Genomic DNA, 24,361 nt, shown 5'->3' with positions numbered 1-24,361 from the left:
GTCCTTTCGGGTCGTCAGGCGCCGCAGGACTTCAGGAACTTCCGGGTACGCACCGCGATGGGCAGCGGCTTGTCCGGCTCGCACGGGTACATGTCCTGCTCGACGATCGCGAACAGGTCCACGTTGAGCTTCTGCGCGGCCTCCAGGACCGGGCCCAGCTCCGGTACGCCGGACGGGGGTTCGCACATCACGCCGCGCTGGACGGCCGGGCCGAACGGGATCTCGTTCTTGACGACGTCCGCGAGGATCTCCGGGTCCACCTGCTTGAGGTGCAGATAGCCGATGCGCTCGCCGTAGGTCTCGATCAGCTTGACGCTGTCGCCGCCGCAGTAGGCGTAGTGACCGGTGTCGAGGCAGAGGTTGACCAGCTCGGAGTCGGTCGAGTCGAGGAAGCGCTCGACGTGGGCCTCGGTGTCGATGTGGGTGTCGGCGTGCGGGTGCACGACGATGTCGAGGCCGTACGTCTCCTTCACCTCGTGCCCGAGCCGCTCCATGCCCTTGGTCAGGTGAGCCCACTGCTCGCCGGTGAGCTCCGGCGGCTCCAGGATCTCGGCGGTCTTGTCGTCCCGCCAGAAGGAGGGGATCACCACCAGGTGCTTCGCGCCCATCGCCTGGGTGAGCGCGGCGACCTGGCTGACGTGCTCCCAGGTAGACTCCCAGACGGAGGGCCCGCGGTGCATGCCGGTGAAGACGGTCCCCGCGGACACCTTCAGGTTCCGCTTGTTCACCTCGTCGGTGAGACGGGCCGGGTCGGTCGGCAGATAGCCGTACGGGCCCAGCTCGATCCACGAGTAGCCGGCTTCGGCAACCTCGTCGAGGAAGCGTTCCCAGGGCACCTGCACGGGGTCGTCGGGGAACCAGACGCCCCAGGAGTCCGGGGCGGAGCCGACCCGGATGCGGTCCAGCACAGGGGGCATGTCAGGACTTCCCTTCGGGCGCGCCCGCCACAGGTGCGGTGAGGTCTTCCTCTTCCGGGAGCTCCTCGACGTCCACACCGCGCACCTGTGCCAGCTCGTGCTTGAGCGCTGCGAGTTCGGTGCCGCCGGCCATGTGGTTGGTGAGCTCTTCCAGGCTGACCTCGTCACGGGAGGCGTTCAGCTCCATGGTGCCGAGGCGCAGGACGCTGAAGTGGTCGCCGACCATGTAGGCGTGGTGGGGGTTGTGGGTGATGAAGATGACGCCGAGGCCGCGGTCGCGGGCGGCGGCGATGTACTTGAGCACCACACCGGACTGCTTGACGCCGAGCGCGGCGGTGGGCTCGTCCAGGATCAGGACGCGTGCGCCGAAGTAGACGGCGCGGGCGATGGCCACGCACTGGCGCTGACCGCCCGACAGGGTGCCGATGGGCTGCTCCAGGTCATCGAGGACGATGCCCATGTTGCGCAGCTCTTCATCGGCCGTCTTCTTCATCCGCTCGATGTCGAGGCGGCGCAGCGGCCAGGGGCCCTTGGTCATCTCCGAGCCGAGGAAGAAGTTCCGCCACACCGGCATCAGCGGGACCACGGCCAGGTCCTGGTAGACCGTGGCGATGCCCTTGTCGAGGGCCTCGCGCGGGGTGGTGAAGCGGACCGGTTCGTCGTCGACGAGGAACTCGCCCTCGGTGTGCTGGTGCAGCCCCGAGATGATCTTGATGAGGGTGGACTTGCCGGCGCCGTTGTCGCCGAGCACGCAGGTGACCTGGCTGGGGAACACCTTCAGGTCGACGCCGTGCAGGGCGCGGATGTTGCCGTACGACTTGCCGGCGCTGCGCAGTTCGACGATCGGGCCGTCCTTCTCGGGGGCCTTGTCGGCGAGGACGGCGCCGTGGGTGCCGGTTCCGTTGGTGGATGTCATGTCGGTCACCTCCGGGTCGCCGTGCGCTGCACGTACAGATTGATCAGGACGGCGCCGAGGAGCATCACGCCGAGGAAGGCCTTGAACCAGTCGGGGTTCCAGCCGGCGTAGACGATGCCCTGCTGCACCATGCCGAACATGAAGGCACCGAAGACCGGGCCGATCGCCGAACCGGCACCACCGGTGAGCAGACAGCCGCCGATGACCGCCGCGGCGATGTAGATCAGCTCCTGGCCGACGCCCTCGCCCGACTGCACGGTGTTGAACGAGAACAGCTGGTGCATACCGACGAACCAGGCACCGAAGCCCACCAGCATGAACAGGGAGATCTTCGTGAACGTGACGGGGACGCCGACCGCGCGGGCGGACTGCTGGTTGCCGCCGACCGCGAAGACCCAGTTGCCGTACTTGGTGCGCAGCAGCACCCAGGTCGCGATGGCCGCGAAGACCAGCCACCACACGACGGTGATCTTGACGTTGACCCCGCCGATGTCGAAGGACGAGGCGAACAGGGCCTTGGCCTGGTCGAAGCCGTCCATGTCGCTGATGTCGTCCGTGGCGACGTTGCCGGTGATCAGCTTGGTCACCGCGAGGTTGACGCCCTGGAGGATCAGGAAGGTGCCCAGCGTGACGAGGAAGCTCGGCAGGCCGGTCCTGACCAGCATCCAGCCGTTGAACAGGCCCACCGCCAGCGACACGACGAGCGCGACGATCACGCCGACCCAGACGTTCATCGTGAGCTGGTAGCTGATCATGCTGGCGGTCAGCGCGGAGGTGATCACCGCGACACCGGCCGACAGGTCGAACTCGCCGCCGATCATCAGCAGCGCGACCGGAAGGGCCATGATCCCGATCGTCGACGACTGGTACAGGATGTTGGCCATCGAGCTGCCGTCGCGTACCGGCGGCGCCGTGATCAGGAAGAAGACCAGCACCGCCACCGCGCCGAGGAAGACGCCGACCTCGGGGCGGGCCAACAGCCGTAGCGCCAGTGGGCGTTCGGCGGTCCGCCCGTCCTTCTCCTTGCCCGGGCCGGGGGCCGGCGGTGTGGTCACCGCCGGCTCAGCCTGTTGGGTCATGCTCATCACCGAGTGCCCTTCGCGGCGTACTTGTCGATCGTCTCGACGTTCGTCTTGTCGACGAAGGCCGGTCCGGTCAGCACCGGCTGCTCGCCGCCGCCCATGTAGTTGCCGTTGTTCTTGTAGAGCCACAGGGAGTCGATCGCCAGGTAGCCCTGCAGGTAGGGCTGCTGGTCGACGGCGAACTCGATGTCGCCCTTGCTGATCGCGCCGGTCAGTTCCTTGTTGAGGTCGAAGGTGGCGACCTTCGCCTTGGCGCCGGCGTCACCGATCGACTGCACCGCGGTCAGCGCGAAGGGGGCGCCGAGGGTGACGACGTAGTCGAGGTCGCTGTCCTGCTTGAGCTTGGCGGTGATCGTCGACTTCACGGACGGCATGTCGGTGCCGTTGACGTTCAGGTTCTCGACGTCGCCCTCGAAGGTCTTCTTCACACCCGCGCAGCGCTGCTCCAGGCCGATGTTGCCCTGCTCCTGGATCACACAGACGGCCTTCTTGGCGCCGGCCTCGTTGAGCCGCTTGCCGAGCGCCTCGCCCGCGACGGTCTCGTCCTGGCCGAAGAACTCCATCAGGCCGAGCTTCTGCCACTCGCTCACACCGGAGTTGAGGCCGACCACGGGTATGCCGGCCTTCTTCGCCTTGCTCACGACGTCCTTCATGGCGTCGGGCTTGGCGAGGGTGATCGCGATGCCGTCGACCTTCTGGTCGATCGCGTTCTGGACCAGGTTGGCCTGGTTGCCGGCGTTCGGGTCGTTGGAGTAGATCAGCTTGACGTTGTCCTTGGCGGCGGCGGCCTCGGCACCCTTGCGGACGATGTCCCAGAAGGTGTCACCGGCCGACTGGTGCGTCACCAGGGCGACCGTCATACGGGGCGTGTTCGCCTTGCCGGCGGCGGCGCCCTCCGCGCTCTCCTCAGCCTCCTTGCCTCCGGAACTGCTGGAGCAGCCTGCGAGCGTCAGCGCTGCCGCTGCGGCGACTGCCACTACGGGGGCCAGTCTGCGGGAACGGGAGTAAGAGCGGTCCATCTTTCCAGCACCTCACTGTGCGACGGGGGGGGTGTTGCGACGGGGGGAAAGGTTGGCTGATCACTTGGATCCATGGCCCGGACCAGTGGGAAGCCCGGGTCGTCTGCCGTGGGACACGGCGGTTTCGCTGGGACGGGATCCAATCGCTGGATGCGCCCGCTGTCAATACTTTGTTAAGACATCATTTCACAATCAGGTCCGAATGTAAGTACAAAGTATTGACAGCGTCGGCCTCCACGTCCTACACCTGGGAGGCGGCAGGCCCCCTGGGGGCCCCACCCCCAGCCCAGCTCTAGGAGCGTCGCGCATGGCCGAGTCAGCCAAGCCCTTCGACTTGATCACGATGGGAAGGATAGGAGTCGATCTCTACCCCCTGCAGTCGGGCCTACCTCTTACGCAGGTGGAGACGTTCGGCAAGTTCCTCGGAGGCTCGGCCGCGAACGTCGCCGTGGCCGCCGCCCGGCTCGGCCGGAGCACCGCCGTCATCACGCGCACCGGCGACGATCCCTTCGGCGCCTACCTGCACGAAGCGCTGAGGGACTTCGGTGTCGACGACCGCTGGGTGACGCCCGTCGCGGCGTACCCGACGCCGGTCACGTTCTGCGAGATCTTCCCGCCGGACGACTTCCCGCTCTACTTCTACCGGCAGCCTAAGGCCCCTGACCTGGAGATACACTCCGACGAACTCGACTACTGGGCCATCCGCTCGGCCCGGGTCTTCTGGATCACCGGCACCGGTCTGAGCGAGGAGCCGAGCCGCTCCGCCACCCTCGCCGCCCTCAAGGCGCGCGACAAGGCGGGCACCACGGTCTTCGACCTCGACTGGCGCCCCATGTTCTGGACGGACCCGGAGGAAGCCCGCCCGTACTACGCGGAGGCACTGCGCCACGCCACGGTCGCGGTCGGCAACCTCGACGAGTGCGAGGTCGCCACCGGAGTCCGCGAGCCGCGCGCCTGCGCCGAGGCGCTGCTCGCGGCCGGGGTGGAGCTGGCGGTCGTCAAGCAGGGCCCCAAGGGCGTGCTGGCGGTGCACCGCGACGGCAGGGAGGCCGAGGTGCCGCCGGTGCCGGTCGAGGTGGCCAACGGCCTCGGCGCCGGCGACGCCTTCGGCGGCTCGCTGGTCCACGGGCTGCTGTCCGGCTGGGACCTGGCCGAAACCATGCGGTACGCCAACGCCGCCGGCGCCCTCGTCGCCTCCCGCCTCGCCTGCTCGTCCGCGATGCCCACCGAGTCCGAGGTCGACGACCTCCTCGCGCGGGCGTCGTAGCCGAGCACCCCGGCCGACCGAGCCACCCTGAACGGAGCTTTCCTTGAGTATCAGCATCCCCGAGCTCACCGCGGTCAGAGCCCGGCACCCCGAGGCGATCGCCGAGGCCGCGGCCCGCCGGGTGCGCCGCCCGCTGATGGGCGACAGCGGCCGCCTGATGATCGTGGCCGCCGACCATCCGGCCCGCGGCGCCCTCGGCGTCGGCGACCGGCGCCTGGCCATGGCCGACCGGGCCGATCTGCTGGAACGCCTCTGCGTCGCGCTGTCGCGGCCCGGCGTGGACGGAGTCCTGGCCACGGCCGACATCCTGGAGGACCTGCTGCTCCTCGGCGTCCTCGACGACAAGGTTGTCATGGGCTCCATGAACCGCGGTGGCCTGGCCGGGGCGTCCTTCGAGATGGACGACCGCTTCACCGGCCACCGCGCCGAGGACATCGCCCGGCTGCGCTTCGACGCGGGCAAGCTGCTGGTCCGCATCGACTACGCCGACCCGGGCTCGCTGACCACCCTGGAGTCCACGGCCCGCGCCATCGACGCCATGGCCGCGCTCCGGCTCCCCCTGTTCGTCGAACCGTTCATCTCCCGTCGGGTCGACGGCAAGGTCCGCAACGACCTGTCGGCCGAGGCTGTCACCAAGTCGATCGCCATCGCCTCGGGTCTGGGCGGCACGTCGGCGTACACCTGGCTGAAACTGCCCGTCACCCATGACCCCGAGGACATGGCGGAGGTTCTCGAGACGTCCACGCTGCCCGTGGTCCTGCTCGGCGGCGAGGTCGGGGATGACCAGGAAGGGGCGTACGAGCGCTGGCGCAAGGCACTCCAGCTCCCCACCGTCCAGGGCATGGTCGTCGGCCGCTCGCTGCTCTACCCGGCCGAGGGCAGCGTGGAGACGGCGGTGGACACGGCCGTCGGCCTGTTGTGACACGGATTGTGAGGCGGAGGAACACGATGACGTATCACCTTCCCGCGGGAAAGGCGCTCGGCGGCCCCTACGTCGTGGACGTCACGCCAGAGAAGGCCGGCTGGGGCTACTCCAGCCTGAGGGTCCTGGAGCTGCCGCCCGGCGGCTCGCACACCTTCGACACCGGCGACAGCGAGTGGATCGTGCTGTCGCTGACCGGCGGCTGCACGGTCGAGACCACCGACGATTTCGGCCACGACACGTTCCGGCTCACCGGCCGTGACAGCGTGTTCAGCGGCGTCAGCGACTTCGCCTACGTGCCGCGCGACGCCCGTGCGACCGTCTCGTCAACCGACGGCGGACGCTTCGCGCTGACCGGCGCGCGCTGCACGCGACGGCTGCCCGCCCGCTACGGACCGGCGTCGTCGGTGCCGGTGGAGCTGCGCGGCACCGGGAACTCCTCCCGCCAGGTGAACAACTTCGGCGCGGCGGGCGTCTTCGAGTGCGACAAGCTCATCGCGGTCGAGGTCATCACCCCGGGCGGCAACTGGTCGTCCTTCCCACCGCACAAGCACGACGAGCACCGCCCCGGCGAGGAATCGGTCCTCGAGGAGATCTACTACTTCGAGTTCGCCGACCACGAGGGCACCCCCGGCCTCGGCTACCAGCGTGTCTCCCCGTCCGGACACGGCCGGAACACCGACGTCCTGGCCGAGGTGCGCGGCGGCGACGTCGTGCTGATCCCCGACGGCTGGCACGGGCCCTCCATGGCCGTGCCCGGCCACCACATGTACTACCTCAACGTCATGGCGGGCCCGGAGGCCGAGCGTGCCTGGCTGATCTGCGACCACCCGGACCACGCCTGGATCCGCGGCACCTGGCCGGACCAGCCCGTCGACCCCCGTCTGCCCCTCTACACCGCTCCGTCCCAGTGAGGTCCCCGATGAGCCAGTCCACCGTCCGCCTGACCGTCGCCCAGGCGCTGGTGCGGTTCCTGTCCGCCCAGTACACCGAGCGCGACGGCGTACGGCACCGGCTGATCGCCGGTACCTGGGGCATCTTCGGCCACGGCAACGTGGCCGGCCTCGGCCAGGCCCTGCTCGAAGCGGGCGAGGAGACGATGCCGTACCACCAGGGCCGCAACGAGCAGTCCATGGTGCACGCGGCCGTCGGCTACGCCCGGCAGCTCAACCGGCTCTCCGCGCAGGCGGTGACGACGTCGATCGGCCCGGGCGCGACGAACCTCGTCACCGGTGCCGCCCTGGCCACCATCAACCGCCTGCCGGTCCTCCTGCTCCCCGGCGACTACTTCGCCTCGCACGCGCCGGACCCGCTGCTCCAGCAGTTGGAGCACCCGACCGAGGCGGACGTGTCGGTCAACGACACCCTGCGCCCGGTGTCGAGGTACTTCGACCGGATCACCCGCCCCGAGGCCCTGATCCCGTCCGCGCTGAACGCCATGCGCGTGCTGGCCGACCCGGCCGAGACCGGCGCGGTGACGCTGGCCCTCCCCCAGGACGTGCAGGCGGAGGCGTACGACTGGCCGGAGGAGTTCTTCGCCGAGCGCGTCTGGTACGTACGGCGCCCCGCGCCCGACCCGGTCGAGCTGACGGCGGCCGTCGCGGCGATCCGGGCCGCCGAGCGCCCCCTGATCGTCGCGGGCGGCGGCGTCCACCACAGCGAGGCCGAGGCCGCGCTGAAGGCCTTCGTCGAGGCCACCGGCATCCCGGTCGCCTCCACCCAGGCGGGCAAGGGCTCACTGCGCTACGACCACCCCGCGGACCTCGGCGGCATCGGCCACACCGGCACCTCGGTCAGCGACGCCATCGCCCGCACCGCCGACCTGGTGATCGGCGTCGGCACCCGGTACACGGACTTCACCACCGCCTCCGGCACCCTCTTCCAGAACCCGGACGTGCGCTTCCTGAACCTCAACATCACCGGCTTCGACGCGCACAAGCTGGCGGCGCGGACGCTGGTCTGCGATGCGCGGGCCGGTCTGGAGAAGCTGGCGGAGGAGCTGGCCGGGCACCGTGTGGGCGAGGCGTACGAGGCCGAGTACCGCGCGGGCAAGGAGCGTTGGGACGCGGTCGTCGAGGCCGCCTACCGCGCCGACGACGAGGCGGCCGTGCCGACGCAGACCCAGGTGCTCGGCGCGCTGGACGCGGTGGTCGGCGACGACGACGTGGTGATCAACGCGGCCGGTTCGCTCCCGGGCGACCTGCACAAGCTGTGGCGGTCCCGCAGCCCGCGCCAGTACCACCTGGAGTACGGCTACTCCTGCATGGGCTACGAGATCCCGGCCGGGATCGGCATCCAGCAGGCCGCCCCGGACACGGTCGTGTGGTCGCTGGTTGGCGACGGCACCTACCTGATGATGCCGACGGAGATCGTCACCGCGGTCCAGGAGGGGCTGCCGGTCAACATCGTCCTGATCCAGAACCACGGCTACGCCTCCATCGGCGGCCTGTCGAACGAGGTCGGCGGCGAGCGCTTCGGCACCGACTACCGCTACCGGGCCGCCGACGGCACCTTCACCGGCGCCCCGCTCCCCGTCGACCTCGCCGCCAACGCGGCCAGCCTCGGCATGGACGTGCTGCGCGCCAAGACGGTGCGCGAGCTGCGCGAGGCGCTGGCCACGGCGCGCGCCTCCGACCGGCCGACGTGCGTGTACGTCGAGACGGACATCATGAACCCGACCTCGCCGGGTCCCGAGGCCTGGTGGGACGTGCCGGTGGCCGAGGTCGCCGACCGCCGGTCCGCCGTCGAGGCCCGCGAGCGCTACGACCAGCACGTCGCCGGACGCCGTCACCACCTCTGAACTCCCCCTTACGAAAGGCCCTTTCGCACCATGAAGACCATCACCCACTGGATCGACGGCAAGCCCGTGGAGGGCACGTCCGGCCGCTTCGCCCCCGTCTACAACCCGGCCACCGGCGCGCAGGAGAAGCAGGTCGCGTTCGCGACCGTGGAGGAGGTGGACGCCGCCGTCGCCTCCGCGAAGGCCGCGTTCGAGAGCTGGGGGCAGTCCTCCCTGGCCAAGCGGACCGCGATTCTGTTCAAGTACCGCGAGCTGCTCGACGCTCACCGCGACGAGATCGCCGAGCTGATCACCGCCGAGCACGGCAAGGTGCATTCCGACGCGCTCGGCGAGGTGGCGCGCGGCATGGAGATCGTGGAGCTGGCCTGCGGGATCAGCGTGCAGCTGAAGGGCGAGCTGTCCACGCAGGTGTCGAGCCGGGTGGACGTGGCCTCGATCCGCCAGCCGCTCGGCGTCGTCGCCGGCATCACGCCGTTCAACTTCCCCGCGATGGTGCCGATGTGGATGTTCCCGCTGGCCATCGCGTGCGGCAACACCTTCGTGCTCAAGCCGAGCGAGAAGGACCCGTCGGCCTCCTTCCGCCTCGCCGAGCTGGCCGCCGAGGCCGGGCTGCCGGACGGTGTGCTGAACATCGTGCAGGGTGACAAGGTGGCCGTCGACCGCCTCCTCGAGCACCCGGACATCGAGGCGGTGTCCTTCGTCGGCTCGACGCCGATCGCGAAGTACATCCAGCTCAAGGCGGTCGAGCACGGCAAGCGCGTGCAGGCTCTGGGCGGCGCCAAGAACCACATGCTGGTCCTGCCCGACGCCGACCTGGACTTCGCCGCCGACCAGGCGATCAACGCGGCGTACGGCTCGGCGGGCGAGCGCTGCATGGCCGTATCGGTCGTGGTGGCGGTCGGCGACACGGGCGACGAGCTGGTCGGCAAGATCGCCGAGCGGGCGAAGAACCTGAGGATCGGCCCCGGCAACGACCCGGCCTCCGAGATGGGCCCGCTGATCACCCGTGAGCACCGCGACAAGGTCGCCTCGTACGTGGCGAGCGCCGCCGAGCAGGGCGCCGAGGTCGTCGTCGACGGCACCGGCTACTCCGTCGAGGGCCACGAGGACGGCTTCTTCCTCGGGGTCTCGCTGCTCGACCGGGTGCCGCTGACGGCGGACGCGTACCGGGACGAGATCTTCGGTCCGGTGCTGGCGGTCGTGCGTGCTCAGACGTACGAAGAGGCCATCAAGCTGATCAACGACTCCCGCTGGGGCAACGGCACCGCCATCTTCACCCGGGACGGCGGCGCCGCCCGCCGCTTCCAGCTGGAGGTCAAGGCGGGCATGGTCGGCGTGAACGTGCCGATCCCGGTGCCGGTCGGCTACCACTCCTTCGGCGGCTGGAAGGACTCGCTCTTCGGTGACCTGCACATCTACGGCAACGACGGCATCGCCTTCTACACGCAGGGGAAGGTGATCACCACGCGCTGGCCGGACCCGTCCGACGGCGGTATCAACCTCGGATTCCCGAGCAACTCCTGACGCACAGGGACGAACAAGGGGAGGGACCCATGGCGAAGACCCGCGGCTCCGCACGCACCGCGTCCACGTCGTCCGCGCTGGACTCGCTGGACTTCGCCCTGGACCGGGGCAGTCCCGTGCCGCTGTACTACCAGCTCGCCCAGCAGCTGGAGGCGGCGATCGAGCACGGGGCCCTCGCCCCGGGCAACCTCCTCGGCAACGAGGTCGACCTGTCGGTGCGGCTGGGCCTGTCCCGGCCCACCGTGCGGCAGGCGATCCAGTCCCTCGTCGACAAGGGACTGCTGGTCCGGCGGCGCGGGGTGGGCACCCAGGTGGTGCACAGCCAGGTGAAGCGCGGGCTGGAACTCAGCAGTCTCTACGACGACCTGGAGGCGGCCGGACAGGGCCCGACCACGCACGTCGTGCGCAACGAGCGCGTCCCGGCGACCGCCGACGTCGCCGCCGCGCTGGACATCGCGGAGGGCGCGGAGGTCACGCTACTGGAGCGGCTGCGCTGCACCCACGGCCAGCCCGTGGCCATCCTGTGCAACTACCTGCCGGGCAGCCTGCTCGACCTGGGCACGGCCCGGCTGGAGTCGACCGGCCTGTACCGGATGATGCGCGCCGCCGGCATCACCCTGCACAGCGCCCGCCAGACGGTCGGCGCCCGCTGCGCCACCGCCGAGGAGGCCGAGCGCCTCGACGAGAAGGAGGGCGCCGCGCTGCTGACCATGCAGCGCACGGCGTACGACGACACCGGCCGGCCGGTCGAGTACGGCACGCACATCTACCGTGCGTCCCGGTACGCGTTCGACTTCCAGCTGCTGGTCAGGCCCTGAGGCTCGCGGTGAACGCGGTGACGGGACGTTTCAGTCGCTCGCCGTCGACGGTGAGGTCCACCGCTTCGTTGTAGAAGGCCAGCAGGCCCTTGACGGCGGCGACGGCGGGCAGCGGCTCCGCATAGCTCCAGAGGATGTTCCGCGGAACGTCGCCCTCGCCGCGCCAGGTCCAGTACTGGGCCCTGCCCTTGTACGGGCACCCGGTGCGGTGGTCGGTGGTCTCGAACAGGTCGAGGCGGACGTCCTCGCGGGGGAGGTAGTACCGCGTCGGCAGCCCGGTCTCGAACAGCAGCACCGGACGGCGGGTGTCCGCCACGACGGTGCCGCCGACCTCGACCTGGACATGGCGGCTGCTGGGCATGGCGTCCACCCGTTTGTGCGGGTCGCGCGGGTGGACGAAGATCTCTTCCTCCTCCTCGTACCAGTGGTCGAGGCCGCTCCCCCAGCGCCGGAACCACTCGAAGGCGATGTGCCCGGCGAGGTCGTCGGCGGCGAAGGTCCACGCCGCGTTCTCCACCAGCTCTCCGCCGGCCTCGAGGTCGTAGAAGACGCGCGATCCGGTGTGCTTGCCCGGCGTCGGGTTGCCGGCCGGGCGGAGGAGGTCCGTGCGGACCTCCTCGCGCGGGAACGCGTAGCACGGGACCGGGAGGTCGGGTTCCCAGACCAGGACGGGGTGCCGGCTGTCGACGACGGTGACGTCGCCCTTGCGGCCGCGCACCCAGCGCTCGCTGGGCTCCCAGAGGAGGCCTTCGGGGGTCGTACGGACGTTCCGCTCGTTGGGGAACAGAGGCATGGCCCACCCTCCTTCGGCTCCTCCTCGGAGCGTACTCCCGGTGTGGTCAGTGGGCCGCGTCGAGCCGGGCCCGCTGCTCCGGCGTCAGCTCCAGGTCCACGGCGGCCAGGCTCTCCTCCAGCTGGGCCACGGACGACGCCCCGACCAGGGGAACGATCGGCAGCTCGGCGCCGATCTGCCAGGCCAGGACGACCTGGTTGAGGGTGGCCCCGGTCTCCTTCGCCACCTCGCGCAGGGCGTTCAGCCGGGCCGGGGTGCCCGGGTGGTCGAAATCGGCGGGCAGCCGGTCGGGGTGCGTGTAGGCGCCCCTGAGCAGCGGCGTGTAGGCGACCAGGGTCAGGCCGGGCTCGGCGCGCAGATAGCTCAGCAGCTCGGGGCCGGCGTGGCCGAGGCTGCCGTCGGGGAACAGGCCGCCATCGGGCACGTCGAAGCGGGGCCGCAGGTGGCTGTGGGCGTACTGGAGCACCTCGTAGCCGGGGAGGCCCGCGGCGGCGGCGAGTGCGCGGGCCCGCTCCACCCGCCAGATCGCGTGGTTGCTGACTCCGAGGAGACCGACGGTGCCCTCCGCGACCAGCTCGGCGAACCCCTCGACGGTCTCCCGCAGCGGAACGCCGTGGTCCTCGATGTGGGCGTAGAGCAGGTCCAGCTTGGCCACACCGAGGCGGTCACGGCTGCGCTCGGCGGACTCGCGGATCACCTTCGCCGACAGGCCCTCGGCGTTGTCGACGTAACTGGTGCCAGGGGCCAGGGGACGGGCACCGAGCTTGGTGGCGATGACGATCTCGTCACCGACGCCACGGCTGCGCCGCCACCGGCCCAGCAGTTCCTCGCTCTCGCCGCCCTGCCCGCCGTCGATCCAGAAGGCGTAGTTGTCGGACGTGTCGATGAAGTTCCCGCCGGCCTCGACATAGCGGTCGAGTACGGCGAAGGAGGTCTCCTCGTCGGTCCGCGAGCCGAAGAGCATCGCGCCGAGCGAGAGCACGCTGACCTCGCGGCGGTTGTTCGGGTCGGTGCCGATGGTGCGGTACTTCATGGATGAGTCCCCTCCCGTCCGTGCGCCCGCTCCGGGCCACGAACGGGAGTCTCCATCTTGGAGCGCACTTCAGGTCAAGGGGCCGCGGGGCTGGGCGGTCATTTGGCGAACGGGCCCTCCAGCGCGGCCCATTGCAGCAGCATGATGGTCTTCGCGTCGGCGATCTCACCGGTCCGGATCATCTCCAGGGCCCGGCGGAAGGGCAGTTCGAGGATCTCGATGTCCTCACCCTCCTCGTCCAGCCCACCGCCCTCGTGCGTCCGGGTCGAGGGCCCGTACGCGGCGGCGTAGAAACTGACGCGCTCGGTGACCGAGCCCGGGCTCATGTAGACGTCGAAGACATGCCGCACGTCCCCGATGGTGTGCCCGGTCTCCTCCACCACCTCTCGCCGCACGGCGATCTCCGGGTGCTCGTCATCGTCGTCGAGCAGCCCGCCCGGCGTCTCGACGAGCATGCCGTCGGGGTGCCCGTTGACATACACCGGGAAGCGGAACTGGCGCGTGAGCAGGACGGTTTCGCGTTCGGCGTCGTACAGCAGCATGGTGGCCCCGTTGCCGCGGTCGTGCGTCTCGCGCTGCTGGGTGCTCCACGTGCCGTCGGCGTGCTGGAAGTCGAAGGTGGTGGCGCGCTCGACGTACCAGTGACTGGACAGCAGCTTCACGTCCCGCACCTTGACGCGGGGGTTGCCGGTCAGGTCTCGGCCGGTCCGGTCGAGTCCGGTGCGGCCGCGGCGGTCGGGGGTGTCGATGCCGGCGGTCATCGGGCGCCGGCCGGCTGGATGAGCGTGTTGGTCATGGCCCGCTTCTACCATCCGGACCCGGCCGGCGTCGCGCGGGCCGGGTGAACCGTACCCTCTCCCGACCCGCCTCTTGGCCGCTTGCCGCGTTAGGTGTTCTTCGAACGCCACGTCTCCCACGGCCTGTTCGCCGGCTGTGACCAGTCCGAAGGCGTGGGAACTCCCTCCTGAACAACCCTCCCCTCCCCCCGGGGGGACGCCGACGCAGTGGAGCCAGGATCATCCTGGCTCCACTGCGCGCGTGGTGCGGCCGTGTCACTGGAACTGTGCGAAGAACCTCCAGATCTCTGCTTTGGTCCAGGTGGTGACGCCGCTTTCACCGGAGGAGCCGTCGACCGGACCGGGTATGTGGCCTCCGTCGAACGCGGCCCATTGGACCGGGTATCCGGCACGGCAGCCCGAGTAGGTGGTGGTGATGTGCGTTCGGCTGCCCGGCGCGGGCTCGCGCGGGCTCTGGGGAGTGCAGCCGTTGTTGCCGACGAATTTGTCGCGCAGGGACCGTCCTTGCCCGATGTTGAGGACGGAGTCGCTGATGCCGTGGATTCCGAAGTAGGCGATGGGCTGGGTGCCACCGCTGCACCCGCTGATCTGGGCGCCGGAGATGACCGCGACGGCCCTGAAGACGTTCGCCCGGCTGCATGCGAGCGCGTAGCTCATGCCGCCGCCCCAGCTGAATCCCGTGGCGAAACGCTGTGCCGGGTTGACACAGAGGCCGCCCTCGATGCGCCGGATCATGTCGTCGACGAAGGTGACGTCCTCACCGCCCGAATTGGCCCAGCCGTTGCCGAGGCCCTGGGGGGCGACGAGGATCGCGCTGTTGTTCGACTGTTCCTGTTGGCCGTAGTAGGATCAGGCGTTCCCGCTCGTGCCGCCCGAGGCCACGTCGCCGGCGGTTCCGCCCCGCCAGTGGAACGCGAAGATCAGCCGGTAGCGGTGGCTGTTGTCGTAGTTGGCGGGAACCCTGAGGATGAAGCTGCGGCTCTTGCCGCCGCTCTGGATCGTGTGCGTACCGCTCGCCAGAGTGGGTGCGCTGCCGCATCCGCCGCCTCCACCGCCACCGGACGACAGCTTGATCATCTGCCACTGCTGGTTTGCGCCGCCCCAGTCGGTGTACTGGACGACGTTGCCTCCGTCGGCGGTGGAGGCGCCCTGCACCTCCACCGCCTTGCCGCTGCTACGGTTGATCAGCCGGACGTGGCCCGCGTCGGAGTCGGCCAGCCGGAACTGCTGGTTGGCCCCGTTGTGGTCGGCCCACTGCTGGATCGCGGCACCGTCGGCGGTCGAGGCGCCCGCCACGTCGAGGACCTTGTCCGAATGCCGGGCCTTGAGACGGTAGAAGCCGCCGCCGGAGTCCACGAACTGCCACTGCTGGTTGGCTCCGTCGCTGCGCGTCCACTGGCTGACCCGCGCGCCGTCGGCGGCGGACGCGCCAGAGACGTCCAGCGCCTTGCCGCTGTTGCGATTGACCAGGACGTACCAGGCGTTGGTGTCCACGGTCGCCGCCTCGGCGGGCGCCGGATTCACCGCGCAGAGCATGCCGATCGCGAGGGTCGCCGCCACCACGGCGGCGACCCGGGACCACCAGCGATGTCTCTTCAATGGAGGGGCGGGGGAAACCGCGCCGTAGGCCGTCATCGATTCACCCTTTCGTTGGTGGCAGGTCCCATCAGGTGCGGGTCCAGCGTTGGTTGCTGCCGTTCGAGCAGGAGTAGAGCTGGATCAGGGTGCCGTTGGCGGTGCCACCCCCGGCGGCGTCGAGGCAGAGGCCGGACTGGACGCCGACGATGGATCCGTCGGAGTTGAGGCGCCATTTCTGGTTGTCGCCGCCCCAGCAGCTGTAGATCTGGACTCGGGCACCGTTGCCGGTGCCGCCGGCGTCCAGGCACTTGTTGCCGTAGACCCTGAGCTCGCCGGCGTCGGTGTACGTCCACTGCTGGTTGGTGCCGCTGTGGCAGTCCCACAGGTGGAGCTGGGTGCCGTCGGTGGTGCTGGTGCCGGGCACGTCCAGGCAGCGGCCCGAACCGACGCCCTTGATCTGTCCGGAACCCGAAGGGGGCGTGGAGGAGCCGCCGTTGAGCGCGTTGAGGACGGCGGTGTAGGCGGGCTTCTTGCTGCCGTCGCCGTTGAACAGCAGCGGCGTGTGCTGCGGTCGCCAGGAGTCGGAGTCGCGCACACCCCACACGGTGACGCCGAGGCAGCGCGGGACGGCCAGGCAGTCGTTGGTCACGGCGGCGTAGGTCGAGGCCGGGGCGCCCTGGATGTCGAGTTCGGTGACGGCCACGTCGACGCCGAGGGCGGCGAAGTTCTGCAGGGTGGTACGGAAGTTGCTGTTGTAGGGGCTGTCGTTGTTGAAGTGCGCCTGGAAGCCGACGCAGTCGATCGGCACGCCGCGCTGCTTGAAGTCGCGGACCATGGCGTACATGGCCTGGGTCTTGGCCCAGGTCCAGTTCTCGACGTTGTAGTCGTTGTAGCAGAGCTTGGCGGCCGGGTCGGCGGCGCGCGCGGTGCGGAAGGCGACCTCGATCCAGTCGTTGCCGGTGCGCTGCAGGTTGGAGTCGCGCCGGGCTCCCGAACTGCCGTCGGCGAACGCCTCGTTCACGACGTCCCACTGGACGATCTTGCCCTTGTAGTGGGCCATCACGCCCTTGATGTGGTCGATCATCGCCTGGCGCAGAGTGCTGCCGCTGAGGGCCTGCATCCAGCCGGGCTGCTGGGAGTGCCAGGCAAGGGTGTGGCCGCGTACCTGCTTGCCGTTCTGCACGGCCCAGTTGTAGACGCGGTCACCGGCGGTGAAGTTGAACTGGCCCCGCTGGGGTTCGGTGGCGTCGATCTTCATCTCGTTCTCGGCCGTCACCGAGTTGAACTCACGACCCGCGATCGTGGTGTACGCCGAGTCGCCCAGCCTGCCCGAGGCGATGGCGGTGCCGAAGTAGCGGCCGCTCTGCGCCGCCGCGGCGCCGAGCGTGCTCTCGGCGGCGTGTGCGGGAGGCGGCGGCGCGACCAGTGCGGCGACCGCGCCGAGGGCACCGACGAGCAGCGCCAGCAGCAGGCCGCGGATCTTCCGGCGGACAACGGGTCTGACAAGGGCATACAAGCCCATGACTGTGCCTCCAAGGTAGACATCACGAAATGACGGAAGCGCACGGGAAAGCGTCGTCCGCCCCCACTCGGCAGACGGACGGGGTGGGGCCGGAACCCGGCAGCGCGGAATCACCGAGCAGGTGCTGCGGTGCGCGGATCCGCCATGCGGCACCGCTTGCCCAGGCCGACGTAGTTCGAAATTTCGAACCATGGTCGGCCACCCAGAGAGGGAGGTTGAGGGATTGACGGTGAATCGTCAATACTCACCGCAGGGAAACTTTCTGCTCTTCCATCGAAACTTTCGAAAACCGCGAGCGGGCAGACGCCGCTTGTCCACCTCCCCAACCGCCCCGCGCTGCCGATCCTGGGATTGACGGTTTGTGGACAGATCAGCGACAGACCTTGACCAAAGGGCTCCGCATTTCTAGCTTGTGGCGTCAAGGTTCGGAGAACGCTTCGAATGTTTCGAATCCGTCCCCGCCACCAGTAAGGCCGCTCCGCAGTTCATCGGCGTCACCTCACCCCGCCACCAAGGAGGCCCCTCTGATGCGGTTTCGCCATCCGTCCCCGGTTCGTCCAAGACGCTTACTCGCCGTCCTTGCGCCCTTGTTGCTCCTGGCCACCTTCCTCGGTGCCCAGCCCGCCAGCGCGGCGACCGTAGACACCAACGCCTCGTATGTGCTGGTCAACCGCAACAGTGGCAAAGCGCTGGATGTCTACAACCTGGCGACCGGCGACGGCGCCCGCATCACCCAGTGGACCAGGAACGATCAGAACCAGCAGCAGTGGCAGTTCGTCGATTCCGGGGGCGGCTACTACCGCATCAAGTCCCGCCACTCGGGCAAGGTGCTGGACGTCCACAACTTTTCCACCGCGAACGGCGGCTCGATCGTTCAGTGGGCCGACCTGAACGGCACCAACCAGCAATGGCGGCTGGCCGACAGCTCGGACGGCTACGTACGGTTCATCTCGCGCCACAGCAACAAGGCCCTCGAAGTGCAAGGCGCCTCCACCGCCGACAACGCGAACATCGTCCAGTACGACGACTGGGGCGGCAGCAACCAGCAGTGGCAGCTCGTCAAGGTCGGCGCCGGCAACCCCGGCCCGTGCGACCTTCCGTCGACATACCGCTGGACGTCAACGGGCGCGCTGGCGCAGCCCAAGCCGGGGTGGGTCTCGCTCAAGGACTTCACGGTCGTGCCCTACAACGGCAGGCAACTCGTCTATGCGACGACGCACGACACGGGGACGAGGTGGGGTTCGATGAACTTCGGCCTGTTCGCCAACTGGTCGGAGATGGCCTCGGCCAGCCAGAACACGATGTCAGCCTCCACCGTCGCGCCCACGCTCTTCTACTTCGCACCGAAGAACATCTGGGTGCTCGCCTACCAGTGGGGTAGGACCGCCTTCTCCTACCGGACGTCGAGCGACCCCACCAACCCGAATGGCTGGTCGTCCGAGCAGGTTCTCTTCTCCGGGAGCATCTCCGACTCCGGAACCGGACCCATCGACCAGACGCTCATCGCTGACGGGACGAACATGTACCTGTTCTTCGCCGGCGACAACGGCAAGATCTACCGGGCCAGTATGCCGATCGGGAACTTCCCTGGCAGCTTCGGCACGAACTCGACAGTGATCATGAGCGACACGACGAACAACCTGTTCGAAGCCCCGCAGGTCTACAAGCTGCAGGGCCAGAACCGCTACCTCATGATCGTCGAGGCGATCGGCTCGCAGGGCCGCTACTTCCGCTCGTTCACGGCCACCAGTCTGAACGGCTCATGGACTCCCCAGGCCGCGACCGAGAGCAATCCCTTCGCCGGCAAGGCCAACAGCGGCGCCACCTGGACCAACGACATCAGTCATGGCGAACTGATCCGCACCAGCCCCGATCAGACCATGACCGTCGATCCCTGCAATCTGCAGTTGCTCTACCAGGGCCGCAGCCCCAACTCCGGCGGCGACTACGGCCTCCTCCCCTACCGTCCGGGCCTGCTCACACTGCAGCGCTGACGGCTTGACACGGCTCCGGCTCCGGTCGGGAGCCGACCTGGGCGGGCTCGGCGGAAGTCCGGGCCCGCCCAGGTCCACCGCGTTGCTTTGTGGAAGGCGACCCAGACCGACCGGCGACCGACACCGCCAGCCCCGGCCCTGCGCCGACAGTGTTGCGCTTGGCGTACCGCTCCTTGTCGAAGCCGGGTGGCCGGCCACCGGTGCTCCCGCGCCGCAGACGGCCGGCCGCTTGCGTCACAAGTGCGCGTCTTACGCGTTCGGGTCCCAGTCTGCGAGCTGCTCCATCGGCTCGGTGTCGCCGGTGGTCTCCAGGCCGTCGAGCGGGATGCGCTCGTAGAAGTAGAGGACCAGTTCGCTCGCTGCGCCTCGCATCGCCATGTCGCCCGGCTCCGCGTCGGCGGCGAGGTCGTCGCAGCGGACGCCGTCGGCGTTGAGGGTCAGGCGCCACGAGCGGCCCTCGGTCGTGTGCAGGTCGATGGTCGCCGGCTTGAACGGCCAGGGGACGGTCGTCGCCGCGACGGTCGTCAGGAACTCGTCGACGCCCTCGACCGCGACGTCCGTCGGCAGCGGCTGTGCGGCCCCCTGGGTGAGCTGGACGTCGTAGGTGTGGACGGCGATCTCCTGGATCTGGTGCCGGGCCACGGCTCCGCTGGTCTCCGGGGCCTGCGAGCGGCCCCACCAGGTCCAGCAGCCGCGGTCCGGGCCGGCCTCGCGCATCGCGTCGAGCATGAGCTCGGTCGACTCGGCGAGCCAGGAGTCCAGGGCTTCGCGGTCGCGGGGCGCGGTCGGGGCGCCCTTCGGGTCCGTCCTCGCCGGGGGCTCGGCGCCCGGGCCCGCCGCGACGATGGCGGCCTGGCGGCGGCGGCCGTCACCGAGGTGCTGCGCCAGTTCGCGCAGCGTCCAGTCCGGGCAGGTCGGGACCTGGACGTCAAGGTCGGGGGCGGACGCGATCGCGGCGCGGAACGCGGCCGAGCGGTCCTCGATCAGCCGCAGGACCTCGGGGAACTCCAAGATTTTTTGCACCTGGGTGGTGTATCACGGCGCTCCGACCCCCGGGTAGCGAATTTGTCGGACGAACGCGTCGACGGCCGGCGGAGGGCCGGCGCCGAAGCCGTCCTGAAACTCCGCGCGCCGCTCGCCAACGGCGACTTCGACCGCTACCGGACCGACCTGCCAACTGGGCCACGAGCACCAGCCCGACCACCAGGCCCGCTGCCAACTCGCTGCTCGGCCTACGAAGTCACGCCGGGCAATCCGCACCACTGGCCGATGTCAGCGGCCTGAGTAGTGTGTGCGGCCCGGCGGCGCCAGCGCCAGACGGATGCTCAGGGGGGTGCCGGGTCCTCTCGCTCGTCCTGACGCCCGGTCAGCAGGCCTACGGCACCCAGTTCGAGGCTGTCATGGAAAGGATCCGGGTGCCCCGCCCGGCCACCGGCCGGCCTCGCACGACACCCGACAGCGTCAGCGCCGACAGGGGCTACAGCAACCGTCGCACCCGCGCCTCCCTGCGTGGACGCGGGACCGGCACGTCATCCCCGGAGAGAGCCGACCAAGCGGCCGGCCGTCTGCGGCGCGGGAGCACCGGTGGCCGGCACCCGGCTTCGACAGTTCCGCGCGGTCGCGACCGGATACGACCAGCGCGCCCATGTCTACCTCGGCACGGTCGCCGCCGCAGCGTTGGTGATGTGGCTCCGCTCATGATCGCCAGGTCAGCACCTAGCCGTGCTTCCGTGACTGCGTCTGCTTGGGAACAATCAAGGGCCTCGTCTCACATCATGTGATCCAAGGCCCTGATCTGCGATGACAGTCTCATCGAACTGTCGGGACGACAGGATTTGAACCTGCGACCCCTTGACCCCCAGTCAAGTGCGCTACCAAGCTGCGCCACGTCCCGGTGCGCCTCGCGCGGTGAACCGCGTGATCGCGCGAACAGCACTTTACCCCACGTAGCGGGCCGCTTCGAAGACGGCCCGGCCGGGCGGGACAATCGACGTATGGGCACCACATCCTCATCCTCAGGACGGCCGGCCGGCGCACGGGACCGGGACGACGAGGGGCGGGCGCGCAACGCCCGGCCGCGGGACGGGCTCGGGCGGCCGCTGCCGTACGGCTCGGCGGGGGTCGAGCGACAGCCCGAGGGCGTCGTACGCACCCCCGAGCAGAGCGTCCACGAGGCTCAGGAACTCCTCGACGCGGGGAAGCCCTTCCACGCGCACGAGGTCTTCGAGGACGCCTGGAAGTCGGGGCCCGAGGAGGAGCGAGCCCTGTGGCGGGGGCTCGCCCAGCTCGCCGTGGGCCTCACCCACGCGGCCCGGGGAAATGTGACAGGCGGGGCGCGGCTGCTGCGGCGCGGGGCCGGGGCCGTCGAGGACTGGGCGTCGGCGTCGGGGCGCGCGGAGCCGTACGGGATGGACCTGGACGGGCTCGCCCGGTGGGCCCGGGCGCTGGCGGAGCATGTGGAGCGGGGCGGCGGGGTGGTGGACGCGGGGGCCCGGGCGCCGCGGCTGCGGGCCTGAGGTCGGCTGGGGGCGTGAGGTCGACTGCGGTCCGATGTCGGACGACGTTCCGCTCCCGACAGAACGAACGGCGGCGCGCGTTCGGCCGGGCCGCGACCTCGGACGCGGTGGCGCGTCGTGTCGTGTCGTGTCGTGTCGTACGACAGACGCGGTGATCCCCTTGTCAGTGCCGTACGGCAGACTCAAGGCGTGCGAAAGATTCATGTCATCGGTATCGGCGCGGGCGACCCCGAGCAGCTGACCCTCCAGGCGGTCAGGGCGCTGCGGAGCACGGACGTGTTCTTCATCCTCGACAAGGGCGAGGTGAAGTCGGACCTCACACGGCTGCGCCGGGACATGCTGGACGCGCACATACCGGAGGGGACGTACCGGGTCGTGGAGGCCCGCGATCCCGAGCGGGACCGGTCGGCCGGGGGTACCGCCTACTCCCCCGCCGTCGGCGACTGGCGCAGTGCCCGCGCCGGGATCTACGAGCGGCTGATCGCCGAGGAGCTGGGCGAGGACGAGACGGGCGCGTTCCTGGTGTGGGGTGATCCCGCGCTGTACGACAGCACGCTCGGGATCCTGGAGGAGGTCCTGGACAAGGGCGCAGTGGACTTCGAGTACGACGTCGTGCCCGGCATCAGCAGTGTCTCCGCGCTCGTCGCCCGGCACCGGACGGGGCTCAACCGGGTCGCCCGGCCCGTGCAGATCACGACCGGGCGGCGGCTGGCCGAGGGCTTTCCGGAGGGCGTGGACGACGTGGTCGTGATGCTCGACGCCCACCAGGCCTTCCGGCAGTACGCCGACCAGGACATCGACATCTACTGGGGCGCGTACATAGGCACCCCGGACGAGATCCTCGCCTCGGGCCCGATCGCCGAGGCCGCGCCCCGCATCGAGCGGCTGCGTGCCGAGGCGCGGGAGCGCAAGGGCTGGATCATGGACACGTATCTGCTGCGCAGGAACCCGAAGGAGCAGTAGTCGGAACGCGGGGAGCAGTGGAACGCGGGGGCGGGGAGACACAGTCACGGCAGCCGGCCCGCCCGGTACTCCAGGGGACCGTGCCCGCATGCGCCGTCGGTCCGCCGCCGTCGCGACGGCCCTGGTCGGCGAGTTCGGCGACCAGTTCGGCCGCAAGGTGGTCTTCCAGGTCTCCGCGATCGTGTTCATCACGGGTTCGTTCCTGTGCGGTCTGGCCTCCGACATGACGTTGCTGATCGTCCGGCGGGCGATGCAGGGTGTCGGGGCGGGCGGTCTGATGGTGACGGGATGGCGTTGATCACGGACGCCATCCCGCTGCGGGAACGGGGCGGCCGCCCGGACCATCCCGGAGGTCAAGTCGGCGGCGCGGCCCCTCATCGACTACGTGGGGATCGGGTTCGTCGCGGTCGGCGCAGCGTGCTGATCCTGGCGACGAGTTGGGGCGGCAACGAGTACGCGTGGAGTTCCGGCGCCGAACCTCGAAATCGGCAGGGCATGGGGCACCCGGCTCGAGGAACGCGTGCACCAGGACATCAGCAGCCCTCCCGGCACGGACCTGCGCGCCGCGGTCCACACGATCGCCAAGCGCGGGTGCGGAGCGCGGCGTTCCGGGGTGATACTCGCGGCATGTCCGCCGCGCCGCTTCGCTTCCGCGATACCCTCAGCAAGCTGTACCAGTTCACCGACTCGATGCTGGTGCGCTGCCCGCGCTGCGACGGCATGGCCCACTGCGACAGGCGCCCCGCCTTCACTCCGGACGCCGACGGCACGACGTACGCGCAGCGGCGTCTGGTCTGCCTGTCCTGCGGCCTCGCCCGGAACTCGTCGTGTGCGGACGGGCGGTGTTTCCACCCGGTGCTGTGGCTGCGGGCCGAGACCCGGCACGGCGAGGTGTGGGCGTACAACCTCGAACACCTGGACCTGCTCCGGCGGTTCGTGGCCGCGTCACTGCGGGAGCGGCCGCCGTGGTACGAGCACGGCCGGAAGATGACCTACGTCGCACGGCTGCCCACCTGGATCAAGCAGGCGAAGAACCGCGACGAGGTCCTGCGCGCCGTCGACCGCATGCGCGCCTCGGTCGTCACCGGGTGACGCCGAGCCGCTCCAGCGCCCCCGCCACGTCCGCCACCGCCGCCACACCCGCCGGGAGCGGGGGGCGTCGTACGACGACGACCGGAAGGTTGAGGTGGCGGGCGGCCGTGAGTTTGGCCGAGGTCGCCTCTCCGCCGCTGTCCTTGGTGACCAGGACGTCGATACGGTGCTCGTGGAGGAGGGCTGTCTCGCCGGTCACCGTGAACGGGCCACGGGCCAGGAGTACTTCGGTGTGCGGGGGCATCGGGGGCTCGGGCGGATCGACGGAGCGTACGAGGAAGTGCAGGTCCGTCAGGTGGGCGAAGGCCGCCAGGCCCAGGCGGCCGGTGGTCAGGAAGACCCGCTGACCGAGGCCCGGCAGCACCCCGGCGGCTTCGCCCAGCGACGCGACCTCGTGCCAGCGGTCCGCGGGGCCCGGTCGCCATCCCGGGCGGCGCAGGACCACCGTCGGGACTCCTGTCGCCGTCGCGGCGCGGGCCGCGTTCGCCGTGATCGACTCGGCGAAGGGGTGGGTGGCGTCGACGACGGCGTCGACCTGTTCGGCGCGCAGCCAGCCGGCCAGTCCCTCGACTCCGCCGAACCCGCCGATCCGCACCTCCCCCTCGACCGCGCCCGGCCGTGACACCCGCCCCGCGAGCGAGGTCGTGACCCGCACGCCTGGGTGCGCCGTGAGCGTGGCGGCGAGCTCGCGGGCCTCGGTGGTGCCGCCGAGGATCAGGATGTGGCGGGGGGACATGGGGGGAGCGTACGAGGTGCGGCGCGGGGGCGGGGCGCCGGGTCCGCACGCCCGCGAGCCAGGTGCCCGGCG

General features: G+C 70.0%; 20 protein-coding genes, 1 tRNA gene and 2 pseudogenes. 11 read left to right on the top strand and 12 right to left on the bottom strand.

Annotated features, from left to right (window positions below; translation table 11 throughout):
* Positions 1-14: 14 nt before the first annotated feature.
* From ACIBAG_RS20445 to ACIBAG_RS20430, 4 genes are read right to left on the bottom strand one after another with little or no spacing between them, the layout of a single operon-like run.
* Positions 15-917, bottom strand: coding sequence for a sugar phosphate isomerase/epimerase family protein (locus tag ACIBAG_RS20445; RefSeq protein ID WP_399106894.1), 903 nt, complete (start codon positions 915-917; stop codon positions 15-17).
* Position 918: 1 nt separating this feature from the next.
* Positions 919-1,833, bottom strand: a complete 915-nt coding sequence (locus tag ACIBAG_RS20440) for an ATP-binding cassette domain-containing protein (RefSeq protein ID WP_399106893.1) — start codon at positions 1,831-1,833, stop codon at positions 919-921.
* 5 nt (positions 1,834-1,838) lie between these two features.
* On the bottom strand, positions 1,839-2,918 hold the full coding sequence (locus tag ACIBAG_RS20435; RefSeq protein WP_399106892.1) for an ABC transporter permease: 1,080 nt from the start codon (positions 2,916-2,918) through the stop codon (positions 1,839-1,841).
* Complete coding sequence (locus ACIBAG_RS20430) at positions 2,918-3,934, bottom strand: sugar ABC transporter substrate-binding protein (protein WP_399106891.1); 1,017 nt, start codon at positions 3,932-3,934, stop codon at positions 2,918-2,920. The genes ACIBAG_RS20435 and ACIBAG_RS20430 overlap by 1 nt, the downstream gene beginning before the upstream one ends.
* 307 nt (positions 3,935-4,241) lie before the next feature.
* Between ACIBAG_RS20430 and iolC the strand changes: the two genes are divergently transcribed.
* Genes iolC through ACIBAG_RS20400 form a run of 6 tightly spaced genes read left to right on the top strand, consistent with a single transcriptional unit; the run spans position 4,242 to position 11,265 of the window.
* A complete protein-coding gene (gene iolC / locus ACIBAG_RS20425; RefSeq protein WP_399106890.1) occupies positions 4,242-5,201 on the top strand; it encodes a 5-dehydro-2-deoxygluconokinase in 960 nt (319 codons plus the stop codon).
* A gap of 43 nt (positions 5,202-5,244) precedes the next feature.
* Positions 5,245-6,123: a deoxyribose-phosphate aldolase gene (locus tag ACIBAG_RS20420; protein WP_399106889.1), complete on the top strand. Its 879-nt coding sequence runs from the start codon at positions 5,245-5,247 to the stop codon at positions 6,121-6,123.
* A gap of 26 nt (positions 6,124-6,149) precedes the next feature.
* Positions 6,150-7,037, top strand: coding sequence for a 5-deoxy-glucuronate isomerase (gene iolB, locus ACIBAG_RS20415; RefSeq protein WP_399106888.1), 888 nt, complete (start codon positions 6,150-6,152; stop codon positions 7,035-7,037).
* Between the two features lie 8 nt (positions 7,038-7,045).
* On the top strand, positions 7,046-8,923 hold the full coding sequence (gene iolD, locus ACIBAG_RS20410) for a 3D-(3,5/4)-trihydroxycyclohexane-1,2-dione acylhydrolase (decyclizing) (RefSeq protein ID WP_399106887.1): 1,878 nt from the start codon (positions 7,046-7,048) through the stop codon (positions 8,921-8,923).
* Between the two features lie 30 nt (positions 8,924-8,953).
* Positions 8,954-10,447 carry a CoA-acylating methylmalonate-semialdehyde dehydrogenase gene (locus ACIBAG_RS20405; RefSeq protein WP_399106886.1) on the top strand — a complete coding sequence of 498 codons (1,494 nt, stop codon included), beginning with the start codon at positions 8,954-8,956 and terminating at the stop codon, positions 10,445-10,447.
* A gap of 29 nt (positions 10,448-10,476) precedes the next feature.
* On the top strand, positions 10,477-11,265 hold the full coding sequence (locus tag ACIBAG_RS20400) for a GntR family transcriptional regulator (RefSeq protein ID WP_399106885.1): 789 nt from the start codon (positions 10,477-10,479) through the stop codon (positions 11,263-11,265).
* Here the strand turns inward: ACIBAG_RS20400 and ACIBAG_RS20395 are convergent.
* The 5 genes and pseudogenes from ACIBAG_RS20395 to ACIBAG_RS20375 form a co-directional block, all read right to left on the bottom strand.
* On the bottom strand, positions 11,255-12,058 hold the full coding sequence (locus ACIBAG_RS20395) for a DUF427 domain-containing protein (RefSeq protein ID WP_399106884.1): 804 nt from the start codon (positions 12,056-12,058) through the stop codon (positions 11,255-11,257). The genes ACIBAG_RS20400 and ACIBAG_RS20395 overlap by 11 nt on opposite strands.
* A 46-nt stretch (positions 12,059-12,104) precedes the next feature.
* On the bottom strand, positions 12,105-13,091 hold the full coding sequence (locus ACIBAG_RS20390) for an aldo/keto reductase (RefSeq protein WP_399106883.1): 987 nt from the start codon (positions 13,089-13,091) through the stop codon (positions 12,105-12,107).
* 98 nt (positions 13,092-13,189) lie between these two features.
* Complete coding sequence (locus ACIBAG_RS20385; RefSeq protein ID WP_399106882.1) at positions 13,190-13,852, bottom strand: NUDIX domain-containing protein; 663 nt, start codon at positions 13,850-13,852, stop codon at positions 13,190-13,192.
* A gap of 291 nt (positions 13,853-14,143) precedes the next feature.
* Positions 14,144-15,451: pseudogene (locus ACIBAG_RS20380) on the bottom strand (RICIN domain-containing protein).
* Between the two features lie 103 nt (positions 15,452-15,554).
* The gene (locus tag ACIBAG_RS20375) at positions 15,555-16,988 is read right to left on the bottom strand and encodes an endo-1,4-beta-xylanase (RefSeq protein WP_399106881.1); all 1,434 of its coding nucleotides are present in this window, start codon (positions 16,986-16,988) and stop codon (positions 15,555-15,557) included.
* 527 nt (positions 16,989-17,515) lie between these two features.
* Here ACIBAG_RS20375 and ACIBAG_RS20370 point away from each other — a divergent pair.
* Positions 17,516-18,982, top strand: a complete 1,467-nt coding sequence (locus ACIBAG_RS20370) for a non-reducing end alpha-L-arabinofuranosidase family hydrolase (RefSeq protein WP_399106880.1) — start codon at positions 17,516-17,518, stop codon at positions 18,980-18,982.
* 249 nt (positions 18,983-19,231) lie between these two features.
* Here ACIBAG_RS20370 and ACIBAG_RS20365 read toward each other — a convergent pair whose 3' ends face one another.
* Both ACIBAG_RS20365 and ACIBAG_RS20360 read right to left on the bottom strand, forming a co-directional pair.
* A complete protein-coding gene (locus ACIBAG_RS20365; protein ID WP_399106879.1) occupies positions 19,232-20,005 on the bottom strand; it encodes a maleylpyruvate isomerase family mycothiol-dependent enzyme in 774 nt (257 codons plus the stop codon).
* 797 nt (positions 20,006-20,802) lie between these two features.
* Positions 20,803-20,876 (bottom strand) — tRNA-Pro (locus ACIBAG_RS20360).
* Between the two features lie 100 nt (positions 20,877-20,976).
* Here ACIBAG_RS20360 and ACIBAG_RS20355 point away from each other — a divergent pair.
* The 4 genes and pseudogenes from ACIBAG_RS20355 (at position 20,977) to ACIBAG_RS20340 (ending at position 23,553) form a co-directional block, all read left to right on the top strand.
* A complete protein-coding gene (locus tag ACIBAG_RS20355) occupies positions 20,977-21,498 on the top strand; it encodes a DUF309 domain-containing protein (protein WP_399106878.1) in 522 nt (173 codons plus the stop codon).
* 189 nt (positions 21,499-21,687) lie between these two features.
* On the top strand, positions 21,688-22,461 hold the full coding sequence (gene cobF / locus ACIBAG_RS20350) for a precorrin-6A synthase (deacetylating) (RefSeq protein ID WP_399106877.1): 774 nt from the start codon (positions 21,688-21,690) through the stop codon (positions 22,459-22,461).
* A 109-nt stretch (positions 22,462-22,570) separates the two neighbouring features.
* Positions 22,571-22,929 (top strand): annotated as a pseudogene (locus ACIBAG_RS20345) (MFS transporter); the annotation flags it as partial.
* A gap of 159 nt (positions 22,930-23,088) precedes the next feature.
* Positions 23,089-23,553, top strand: a complete 465-nt coding sequence (locus ACIBAG_RS20340; RefSeq protein ID WP_399106974.1) for a hypothetical protein — start codon at positions 23,089-23,091, stop codon at positions 23,551-23,553.
* Here ACIBAG_RS20340 and ACIBAG_RS20335 read toward each other — a convergent pair.
* A complete protein-coding gene (locus ACIBAG_RS20335) occupies positions 23,543-24,289 on the bottom strand; it encodes a cobalt-precorrin-6A reductase (RefSeq protein ID WP_399106876.1) in 747 nt (248 codons plus the stop codon). The two genes, ACIBAG_RS20340 and ACIBAG_RS20335, sit on opposite strands and share 11 nt — an antisense overlap.
* Positions 24,290-24,361: the final 72 nt, after the last annotated feature.

It is taken from the genome of Streptomyces sp. NPDC051243 (genome assembly GCF_044455405.1).
In the GTDB taxonomy this organism is placed as follows: domain Bacteria; phylum Actinomycetota; class Actinomycetes; order Streptomycetales; family Streptomycetaceae; genus Streptomyces.
This window is presented reverse-complemented; position numbering and strand designations above follow the sequence as displayed.